Genomic DNA, 10,327 nt, shown 5'->3' with positions numbered 1-10,327 from the left:
AGTCAGATCCCAATCTGAGTCGGAAATTTCAATTCCGTAGGCGAGGCAGTTTTCTTCCATGCAGTTTAATCTACCACCTCAGTAACCCATTTTTCACTGTAGCGCTTCAAATCCTGTGAACGGTTACAATTATTTCCAGTACGTTCCGGCGTACAAGATCGGATGGTTGTAGTGCAACCAGTTCACTTACTGCTTGCTTTTGAATTGCTCCTCGTCCCAAAAGCCTCAACCACAGCGTCTCTGAAGTAACTGGTAGTTGGTTAGTAGCTACTATTGCAATTCTAAAAACATTAGGCAGAAAGTATATTCCAGTAGTCCAGTTTTCTAGCTCTAATTGTGCGCCAAAACTTTTGAGTAAATCTGGCGAAGCTGATGGTACTACAATCCATAAACGAGGTAAATCATTATCATGTAAAGTTTTTCCTTCTGGCGATGCATGACAGTTCAAAGTTGAAAAGACACTTAAAAGTTTATGTAGGCAGCTTCGGACTTCTGTTTCACCAATTTCCTCACAATAAACTTCTATTGAACAATCACTTTGAGCAACTTTAGCAAGTAATCCAAGTGAGTGTCTTTCGGTTTGAATTGTCCCTTTTGGAAAAAACAGAACAATTCCCCGTTTTTCTGAATCGGTTATTACACCGCTAACTTCTACGCTACCTAATGGTGAAAGCAAGCCTTCGAGATAATGCTCAACAAACAGACTATAAAATTTTTGGGTCATTCAAAAAACAAATCGCTAAGGATACGTTATACTAATGCAAAAATCGTTTTTATTGACTTTGAAAGTACTAATTTTAATTAATACCCTCCTAAAGCGGCTTGAAAAACTTGTTCAGCAGTTAAATTTAACTCTCTTAAAGTAGGTGATTGAATCCGGTCATTTCCTCGAAATTGAGTAACTTGATATTCACCTTCTACTAAAGCATAAACTGATATTGTCGGTTGTTTAGGATTCCCAATAAACCGCTTTCCACCAAGAGCAGCATAATCAACAATCCAATATTCTGGAATCCCAATTTCCTCGTACTCACCAAATTTTAGGAAATAATCATCACGCCAATTTGTACTTACAACTTCCACGGCTAATGGAATTGATTCTGCTTGAGTAACTGTTGATGCTTTTTTCCACAGGGGTTCATTGACCAAGTTAGGAAGATTCAATACTAATACATCTGGAATATAACCAGATTTCCTATCAACTGACTTGACTAATACTTGACCAGGAATAGTATAAGCTAGATTAAATCTGCGAATCTCAAAATTGAGTTCTCTAATCAAAAATGCTCTAACTAGCTCATGTTCTCCTGTTGGTTGCATTTCTACTATTACTCCTTTGTATAGTTCATATCTGCCATTTTCTGGTTTCCACTCTAGAAATTCTTCAAAAGTAACTGGTTCTGGTAAAGCTTGAAACATCGTATTATCTCTTCAAGTTTGAACTGATGCCAACGGAATGTTTGATCGCGCAAAAATTTTAGATTTGCTTCTATCTTTACATTCAAATAAAGGATCTTGTTTTCAAATTGGTAAGTGGACAGTTTTTATAATTTCTCCTGTCCACTGTTCAGATTTATTTAATCTTATGCTACCGCCAATTCTAAGCTAACGTATGGCACTTCACTAGTTACCGGAGCTAGGGCAAAGGATTCAATAGCCTCCCTGACGCTCCAGCACTGCACGCCATCGCCACACCGCCAGTAGTAAGTCTTAGGGTCGTTTTCCCATAACTCATCAACGTTTCTGACCTTGAAGACTATTCCCAAGAACTTAACATCTAGATATACATTGTGAGCCGTCTGAAGGCTAGTGCGTCCTACATAGGTCAGTCGATAGTCGTCCACTGGTTCGCACAAGTCTTCTGCACGAGTCCCGCGATACCCACAGTTACCGCACCCATGACCTTCGCAGTCTGGACAGATGGCAGCAGGCATATTCCACTTCGGCAAGGTGAAGTCCCATTCAGATGGTGGGGTTAATATTCGAGCCTTGTGAGAGATATAACAACCAGCATGACCGATTACTTTATCAGAATGGTATTGGACGCTCGACGATAGCCAATCACAATCACCTAACAAGCCTATTTTCTCAGAAGCTTGTTTTAATTCCTCATTTTCCTGGTGATTGCGCTCTACTGGAGCAGAAAGACTCGCTTTTACCTCTGCAACAGCGCGTTTGAAAGATTGTTTGTGGTAGCGAGCATAGCCGTGGATCATTTTTACCCAGACGATATCATCCGAGTTTATCCAGATAGTGACCACATCTTCGGGCTGGCACTCTTTTGAATAGTCCGACTGATTCACGATGGTTGCAATGATATGGCGATCGCGTGTGGTTAGCGGATCTTTTGTTGGCGTAGGGGCTGAAAGTTGTGTCATCATTAGAAATACCTCTTAAATGGGTAAAAGGGCGATCGCATACTTTTCCAGAGCGGCGATCGTCCTATTTTTATTGGTTAGTTTGTTGTGCTTGCACAACACTCTCACTCTAAAATTGGCGAAGCCTCATATTTGCTTGCTCCTAGCCAGTGACTGGAGCTTGCTACAGCAGCATATCTCTTGATCGGGCGGCAGTCGGCAACGAGCTTCAAAGCGACTTCCGTAATGCTGTAGGAACTTTTTATTCAGCGCAAATCGATTTCCCTTCCTGTATCTCTCACTTTCTCTGGTTTCGCCAGTGCATCAGTTACTCTTCTAGGTGGATTAATAGATTCACTATTGTCAAGGTTCAATGGTGAGCGCCTCTATATTTTTCTGGGAGGCTGGCGCTTGATTCCTCTCTTATAATTAAGATACTATCTTGTTAAGTAGTACTTGTCAAGTACTACTTAATGTGTAATTATAAAAGCATGAGAAAACTAACCCAGCAAAAGATACTTAAGGAGTAGTGCATGTGGAATTAACATTAATGCGGGTTACGTTTAGTAAAGAGATTCCAGGATTGGGGGAAAAAATAAAAGCTCTTAGAAAAGCTTCTCCTAAATCCTTGACAGAATTAGCAGCAGAAGCAGGTATTAGCACTCCTCATTGGCACAGGGTTGAAAACGAAAAAATTCAGGAATTGCCTATTGAAACATTGCGGAGCATAGAGAAAGCGTTGGGAGCGGAATTAGGGATTGAAGTGTGATCTGCTTTTAAGGGGATGGATAACTAAAAGCGATCGCTCCCCGCCAAGAGCGCGATCGCCTGAACTAGCCCTTCTGCAAAGGATAGCCACGTCTAACTTAGAGAATTTTCAAAAGTTAGGCAAGGGTAGCCTTGTAGTGGCATTCCTGAGATTTATCACTAAATAAAGAATTTGAAGCTATCTAAAACCGATATAAATCAGATTTAAACCAAAAAATGATGTATCTGTAAAATTATTAATTTAAGTATATTTAGGTATGTAAAAACTACAAATGCTGGCTATTAAAGAATGCACTAGCTCTATCATATTGTCACAAAGCTAATTTCATGTATAATCCAGTACCAGTTTTCCAACGACTCCTCCAAGATAACCCTCATCTGTTCACTACCGAAGGGTTATCCTCGCTGCTTTTGGACTGTGTTCACATGAAATCTCCTAACCACCACAAATTCACTTACCCTTCATTACTAAACAAGCAAGTTTACTTGGCGATAGCCGGACTGGAGGGTAGTGCTGAAGATGAGGTAATGATTTACCGGATTATGTCTGATCCTCAAGCTTGGTATAACTTTACTAAAGTGCGGCAACAAGGCCAACCCTCTGAAAATATAGGTGAAGAATTTTATTCAAGCTTTGGCATTGAAATTTATCTTCAGCACAGAATTATAAACAGTATCCGATGCTTACAAAAAAGCTTAAATATTTCAGGAGTTAGACAAACCAATATTGCTGTGCGCGATCGCTTGTTTTCGTACCCAAAAGTAGAGGAGCATCTAGTCATACTTGATAGAGATCGCCTCACCCTTCAACAAGCTGTACCAGAAATCATCAAGTATTTTGTCAGCCTTGCTCAGATACCGCCTGAATACAGATTATTTTTAGTTGATGAGAAAAAGCAGAAAATTCCTACTTCAGTCAGCACAGTTAAGAATGTGGCATTAAGCGCAGCCATAGCAGAGATTTCTACAGAGTCTTTTGACAGGCAGCTAACAGGCACTAACTGTTGGTGCGATAAAAGCGTTGAAAGGGTAGACCCTGACAAAATTCGTCTTACCCTTCATCTCGACTGGAATGAAAACGAGTTCATCTTTTTTGAAGCTCAACACCAGAATTTAAGTCGATTTCTTTGGACAACCGAAGCCGCTTATTAATAAACCGATTTCTCCCCTACCTCTTCAAGGAGCCAACATGAATTTACCTTTAACTAATTTGGCGGAATTCCCCATCCGTCTACACGGTGGGGATGGATAGCTGGGTGATGACGAAAACACCTCAGACTAATATCAACCGCAGGTTGATAAAGAAGTGGGGTGTTTGAGAAATCACCAACATTTTATTTTAGTACTTTATCGTAATCTGTATTTATCGTAAAATAAACACGTCTTGGAGGTGATATTGAGTGCTACACAAGGTTGTACAAGTCCGTTTATATCCGTCAGTTGAGCAAGAAATGCAACTAGCACAAACTTTTGGGTGTGCTAGATGGTGGTGGAATTACGCTCTAAATAAGTCGATTGAAACTTATAAGGAAACGGGCAAGGGACTTAGCCGTGCAGCGCTCAACGCATTTCTTCCTACACTCAAAAAGGCAGAAGAAACGGTGTGGTTAGCCGATTGTTACAGTCAAGTTTTACAGGCTACAACACTTAATCTAACTACAGCCTACAAAAACTTTTTTGAGAAACGTGCTGGATTTCCTAAATTCAAATCTCGGCATGGAAAACAGTCTATCCAGTATCCTCAAAACGTCAAAATCGTAGATGGCAATGTCAAACTCCCTGGCAATATAGGGATAGTAAAAGCCAATATACATAGACAAATTGAGGGAAAAATCAAGACTGTTACTGTAAGTAAAACACCTTCTGGTAAATACCTTGCATCTATCCTTACGCTCGTAAAAGGCGAGAATCCCGTTATCTCAGAGGGAAAGATTTACGGCATTGACTTAGGATTGAAACACTTTGCTGTTGTTACTGACGGCGAAAAAATCTCTAAATACGATAATCCTAAGCACTATGCCTTGCATGAGAAAAACCTAAAACGGAAACAACAAAAATTAGCTCGTAAACAAAAAGGGAGTAATTCAAGGAATAGGTATAGAAAAGTTGTTGCCAAGGTGTACGAGCGAGTTAATAATTCGCGGCAGGATTTTCTGCATAAACTTAGCTATAAGTTGGTCAGCGATAGCCAAGCTGTCATAGTAGAGAATCTTCATGTCAAAGGCATGGTACGCAATCACAAATTGGCGAAATCAATATCTGATGCAGGGTGGGGAAAATTTACTAATTTCTTAGCCTACAAGCTAGAACGTAGGGGTGGGAAGTTAGTTGAGATTGATAGATGGTTCCCCAGTTCAAAACTTTGCTCTAATTGTTTCTATCAAATAGGTGAGATGACATTGGATGTCCGTGAGTGGACTTGTCCTCATTGCAATACTCATCATGACAGAGACGCAAACGCCGCGCAGAATATTAGAGCAGAGGGCATCAGAATGATAAAGGCGGATGGTGCTGCCGTCTCTGCTGTAGGAGGGGAGGTAAGACCAAAGCTCGGACGAAAGTCTAAGTTGCGGCACTCGCCTATGAGTACAGAAGCCCCAACTTCAGCCGTACTCGGCAAGTTGGGGTAGTTCACATCAGTCCGTATTGTTGGAGTCGAGAACACTGAGGACTTCAGCTTTAACAAGTTTTGAGAGCAACAAAGCTTTATCTATTCTCTCCAAGGCTAAAGCAATAATTTTCGTTGTCTGGAATGGTAGTGGTTGGGCGACCACTGCACAGATTGCAGAATACTTCGAGGTGAGCGAATCAGCGATACTCAACACAATTGCATCTCAAAACCAAAATCATGTACCAATCCTCCCTCCAGTTGAGCAACAGCTAAAAACACTCGTTGATGCAATGAAGAGTTTAAGCGAAGGTTGCGGTAACTTGTATACGCCCTGTATATAAGCGTCTTAGCGGAACGAGAATTATTAACTCTGCACCACCTGGATTATTTTTCACTTCTCATATTTGCTACAACGTTTGGGAAAGTTCGCAACGCACAACCCCCTTACTGTAAAGCATTCAGTCCCAGATTAACCCGCGATTAGCGATCGCTTCCAACTATATCAAACTACTCAAGCTGAATCTTCTTGTTAATTTCTGTAGCTACAGGGGAACTCTATAACAAGGAAATCTTAACTGAGCAATCGCCCCCAAAAAATGCGATAGCTCATAAAGCTACACAACGGGTGCTATGGGAATCTTCTTAGATACTGTCGAGGATAATGTCGAGTCTGAAGGCTGGAGAATTGAATCTATTCGCCAAAAGCTGGGAATACCCTCCTCAACACCTCGTAGTTTTCATTCTGTCATCTGTCCACTTTGCGAGCAATTCTTTTTCAGCAACACAGACTTACAAAACCACATCTTTAACGAACACCGAGATTATTACAGCAACATCCGCGTCAATGGCGCTATCCTAACCAACGATGAAAGATTTACTAACGAAGACATTGAAAAGCTTAACTTCAGTGATTTAGACGATATAGCCTTTGATTTACAAACCAGAATAGATAGGGGCAACAGTATAAATAGTTGGGCTGATTACAAAACTCCCCTTAATCGCTCAAATGAGCATCCCTTACGCAAGCAGTACCTAAAAGGGATGTTGGAATACCTTGGAGCGCATTACCAAGAGATAAATGAAAATTCAAGCAACTATCAGTCACTTTCCGAACAGTTTGGTAGAGCTTTTGGTTACTTACAACCTTTCCCATCTGTGCTTGCACAACAGACTCGTTACTCAATTAGTTTTAAAATGAATTGGTTTTGGCAGATGGAAGAAGCATCAGGATCTTCTTTATTTTTTTGGGCTGGTCAGTTTTTTAGAAATGATTATGAACGTATTGCTGGCATTACTTTACCTCCATCTAGCAGCAGACAAACCCAAGGAATCATTATTGATTATTTTCATCAGGAGTTTTTAGAAGCATTAAGACTTTACTACTGCGAACGCTCAACTCTTAAGTACGGATGGCTGGTGAAGCTAGAATGCCTTCTCAACAATATGAGCAACCGCAACTATAATGACAAGCTAGCTTTACTCAAGGCTCGACTATTTCGAGAGTGGGGAGAAGTAAACCAAGCAAAAGAAGCTTACCGTAGTATTAAAACTCATCCAATTTTCAAAGCGGAGGCAATAGGTTTTTAATGTCTAAAAATATTTCTAAAAATCCCCAAATACAAAAAGCTCCAAAGCTAGCTCAAGAAGTTCGTTCGGCTGAGGATTTGTGTGAGCAACTGAACAAATTAGTGCAACAAACAGAATGGAAGATTGAAACCGCAGAGCGATTTATTTCTCTAATTATTAACCCTAACAAGCAATTCCAGTTAAATATACAACAGGAAACTAAGGTAGTTACTGCAATTCTTAACTGTCCTTTGAAATATCGTGCCATTGTACACCTAGCTATAGTTGCTGCTAACTTTAGCTCTGACAATGGTTTAAGAACATTAGATGGAATTAGTCCTAAAATTATTAATTTTATCAGCCAATTCTTAGACTTAAAAGAAGGTATTCAAGAAAATATACTCAAAAATCTAGGAGATAAGCAAGTATTTCAATTTATTAAAGAAAAGATAGTTAACCTAGATAAAAGCCAAAAATCAATAAAAGTAAAAGAAGATGATAAAAAACTTGATTTTTTAAGAAATTTAATATCATTTTTAATTTGTGAAGGCGAAGTTTCAGCAATTGCAAGCCGTATAAATATAATTTTGGAGGTGCTATCAGACTCTAATTACTACCAGCAGCTTACTAAATCCCAACCTAAACAAGAAAATGATATTAAAAATCGGGTTAAAGCTGTTGCTGAACTATTTAAGTTAGCTAAACCCAGTGCTAGTGAGGCTAAAAGATTATTATTATATGGGTCGCATCCTCAGATTATAGCTAGTCAGCAGGATCAAGAAATTTCTGTTTTACGCGAGAACTTGCAGAAGGAACAAGAATTACGCAAGCAAAGAGAAGATTATACACTTCAGTTAGAACAAGAATGCCAGGAGTTAAAGAGGCAAATTATAGATGCAGAGAAAAAATTAGAGCAGAGTCAAAATGACATAGAACACCAAAGAGAACTATATGTACAACTGAAAACTTCTAGCCGAGTTAAGATTAGTCAAGAAAGAGAAGCCACATTAAGCAATGTGAGAAACCGTCTAGACCATGAATTAAATAAATTAGAGCGATGTTTGACTGGTGCTAATGATAACTTTCAAGAAAATAGCCAAATTGGGCTAAGAATAATTAAAAAAATTAGAGAACAAATAACAGGATAATTATTATGGTTGGTTTTGGTATTGACTTTGGCACAACTAATTCAGTGGCTGCTGCTTTCAACGGTGAAGAATTAACTTCATTTGTTGATAAAGAAGGGCTACCACATCCATCTATTGTGTGGTATCGCGGAGATTCTCAACCTATTGTTGGTAGAAATGCTAAAGACCAAATCAAAGATTTTCAAAATACACCTGGAAATAAAATTATTAGGTCAATAAAAAGTCAAATTCAGCAAGAAGAAGAGTTTGAAATATTTGGTAAGTCTAAATATACTTGGCAGGTAGCTAGCGAAATATTCCGCTTTTTAAAAGAAGATGTTAAAACAAGATATGCTAATTTCCCAGCTATTGAAGAAGCTGTGGTAACTGTTCCACTATATTTTAATGGGCGGCAGCGAAGGGCGATTCGTAAAGCTGCTGAAATGGCAGGAGTTACTATAAAAACTTTTATTCATGAGCCTTTTGCGGCGGTTGTAGGTTATTTGTTAGCAGACTCAGAACAATGGGAAAACTTGAAGCAAAGACGCGAAAATATTTTAGTATTTGATTGGGGTGGTGGAACTTTAGATATTACTTTAGTCAAACTTGATTCTGGTTGTTTATATGAAGTTAGTACTGCTGGTGCTAATGGTAAATCGGGAGATTACTTGGATGAAGTATTAATGAATTATGTGATAGATACATTTCAAAGAGAAAAGAGTATTAGTTCAGAAGGTTTTCGGATTGAGCCAGGTATCGAAAGTCTGCTGCTTCATGAAGTAGAGTTTTCTAAAATAGATTTAAGTATCAAGCATAACTCTTCAATAGAACTTTTTGATTTTTATTCAGATAATGAGAGAAGCTATAATTTATTCCAAGATATAAATCGTAGCCAATTTGAATGCCTTATTCAATTACAAATCCAAGATGCGATGGCTTTGGTAGATAAGATTTTGCACGATACACGTCTTCAGCCATCGCAAATTAATCAAGTGCTACTGATTGGTGGAACTTCTCGCATTCCGCTACTTATCAATGAAATGCATAAAACCTTTGGGCTGACTAAAGTTATTGAGCTTCCTAATGCAGATACAGTTATTGCTGAAGGTGCAGCAATTATTTCTTACTATGATTGGCAACCATATTTAGTGCAACCTATTGATGTTCAGCTTGCAGACCAAAATCATTACACAGTGTTTGAGAGCGGAACTATTCTAAAACCAGATACCGCCAAAAAAGAAGTTGCGTTTTTTTGTACAGATAATCGAGAAGGTGAAGGCAGGTTAATTATTACTACAAATTTAGACAATCGAGAACATCAAGTAAAAGAAATCATTAATGTTCCGATATCTAAAGTATTACAAAATATATACAAGGAAAGAATTATTGCTGACTTTAGGATAGATAGGGATGTAATTTTGCGAGTGAGTGCCAAGGGGTCTGTAAAAGATAAGCCAGTTTATACTGATATTCACGATTTATGTTACGGGTTACGGTTCGCTTAATTCTTATTTGAGATAGTTTGCTATGAAAAAATCAAATTTAAAACTGAAATCAAATTTGATGGTGGAAAGTATAGATGGTATTGAGGTAAAAAATGCAAAAGAGCAAATACGTCACTTCCCTGGTGATTTTGCAGCATTAATTGAGCCTAATCGTATGAAAGACGTTCGGATTAGGGAGAAATATTTTACTAGCCAGCAGATTATAGAGTACCAACAAACTATCGTGTGTTACGTTTGCAAAAAAACCTGTGCTGGAACTTGTCAACGAAGCTCTTAAGAAAAATTTTTATAACAATTACTTCGGAGTTAGTCAGTTTCGCTTATGTAAACGCTGCCAAGCTTGGTGAATATATTTAAGCTTAAATAGCTTGTGCTTAAGATCGCTCCATTCAT

Annotated in this window: 12 protein-coding genes; 8 read left to right on the top strand and 4 right to left on the bottom strand. The window is 38.7% G+C overall.

Annotated elements, in window-relative coordinates; all coding sequences use genetic code 11:
* Positions 1-106: 106 nt before the first annotated feature.
* The 3 genes from H6G92_RS32295 to H6G92_RS32285 all read right to left on the bottom strand — a co-directional run bounded on the left by H6G92_RS32295 (position 107) and on the right by H6G92_RS32285 (position 2,381).
* The gene (locus H6G92_RS32295; protein WP_190900089.1) at positions 107-724 is read right to left on the bottom strand and encodes a hypothetical protein; all 618 of its coding nucleotides are present in this window, start codon (positions 722-724) and stop codon (positions 107-109) included.
* Positions 725-801: 77 nt separating this feature from the next.
* Entirely contained in the window at positions 802-1,419 is a 618-nt protein-coding gene (locus tag H6G92_RS32290) for a Uma2 family endonuclease (protein ID WP_190900087.1), read from the bottom strand.
* Between the two features lie 164 nt (positions 1,420-1,583).
* Complete coding sequence (locus H6G92_RS32285) at positions 1,584-2,381, bottom strand: hypothetical protein (RefSeq protein WP_190900085.1); 798 nt, start codon at positions 2,379-2,381, stop codon at positions 1,584-1,586.
* A gap of 511 nt (positions 2,382-2,892) precedes the next feature.
* Between H6G92_RS32285 and H6G92_RS32280 the strand changes: the two genes are divergently transcribed.
* The 4 genes from H6G92_RS32280 to H6G92_RS32265 all read left to right on the top strand — a co-directional run bounded on the left by H6G92_RS32280 (position 2,893) and on the right by H6G92_RS32265 (position 5,755).
* Positions 2,893-3,126 (top strand): helix-turn-helix domain-containing protein, encoded by a 234-nt coding sequence (locus tag H6G92_RS32280; protein WP_163938276.1) that lies wholly within the window; start codon positions 2,893-2,895, stop codon positions 3,124-3,126.
* Entirely contained in the window at positions 3,116-3,292 is a 177-nt protein-coding gene (locus H6G92_RS32275) for a hypothetical protein (protein WP_163938273.1), read from the top strand. Before H6G92_RS32280 ends, H6G92_RS32275 begins: the two co-directional genes overlap by 11 nt.
* A gap of 160 nt (positions 3,293-3,452) precedes the next feature.
* A complete protein-coding gene (locus tag H6G92_RS32270; protein WP_190900084.1) occupies positions 3,453-4,277 on the top strand; it encodes a hypothetical protein in 825 nt (274 codons plus the stop codon).
* 248 nt (positions 4,278-4,525) lie between these two features.
* Positions 4,526-5,755 carry an RNA-guided endonuclease InsQ/TnpB family protein gene (locus tag H6G92_RS32265; protein WP_190900083.1) on the top strand — a complete coding sequence of 410 codons (1,230 nt, stop codon included), beginning with the start codon at positions 4,526-4,528 and terminating at the stop codon, positions 5,753-5,755.
* Between the two features lie 6 nt (positions 5,756-5,761).
* On the opposite strand, the gene H6G92_RS32260 is transcribed toward H6G92_RS32265, so the two are convergent.
* Complete coding sequence (locus tag H6G92_RS32260) at positions 5,762-5,950, bottom strand: hypothetical protein (protein ID WP_190900082.1); 189 nt, start codon at positions 5,948-5,950, stop codon at positions 5,762-5,764.
* Positions 5,951-6,366: 416 nt separating this feature from the next.
* Here H6G92_RS32260 and H6G92_RS39855 point away from each other — a divergent pair, with 416 nt between their 5' ends.
* From H6G92_RS39855 to H6G92_RS32240, 4 genes are read left to right on the top strand one after another with little or no spacing between them, the layout of a single operon-like run.
* The gene (locus H6G92_RS39855) at positions 6,367-7,323 is read left to right on the top strand and encodes a hypothetical protein (RefSeq protein WP_242059397.1); all 957 of its coding nucleotides are present in this window, start codon (positions 6,367-6,369) and stop codon (positions 7,321-7,323) included.
* Positions 7,323-8,450 carry a hypothetical protein gene (locus tag H6G92_RS32250; RefSeq protein ID WP_190900081.1) on the top strand — a complete coding sequence of 376 codons (1,128 nt, stop codon included), beginning with the start codon at positions 7,323-7,325 and terminating at the stop codon, positions 8,448-8,450. Before H6G92_RS39855 ends, H6G92_RS32250 begins: the two co-directional genes overlap by 1 nt.
* Before the next feature lie 5 nt (positions 8,451-8,455).
* Positions 8,456-9,934 (top strand): Hsp70 family protein, encoded by a 1,479-nt coding sequence (locus tag H6G92_RS32245; protein ID WP_190900080.1) that lies wholly within the window; start codon positions 8,456-8,458, stop codon positions 9,932-9,934.
* A 22-nt stretch (positions 9,935-9,956) separates the two neighbouring features.
* Complete coding sequence (locus H6G92_RS32240; protein ID WP_190900079.1) at positions 9,957-10,211, top strand: hypothetical protein; 255 nt, start codon at positions 9,957-9,959, stop codon at positions 10,209-10,211.
* The last annotated feature ends 116 nt before the right edge of the window (positions 10,212-10,327 follow it).

The organism is Nostoc foliaceum FACHB-393 (genome assembly GCF_014698505.1).
Taxonomy (GTDB): domain Bacteria; phylum Cyanobacteriota; class Cyanobacteriia; order Cyanobacteriales; family Nostocaceae; genus Nostoc; species Nostoc foliaceum_A.
The sequence above is the reverse complement of the archived record's forward strand: the minus strand, read 5'-3'. Positions and strand labels throughout refer to the sequence as shown.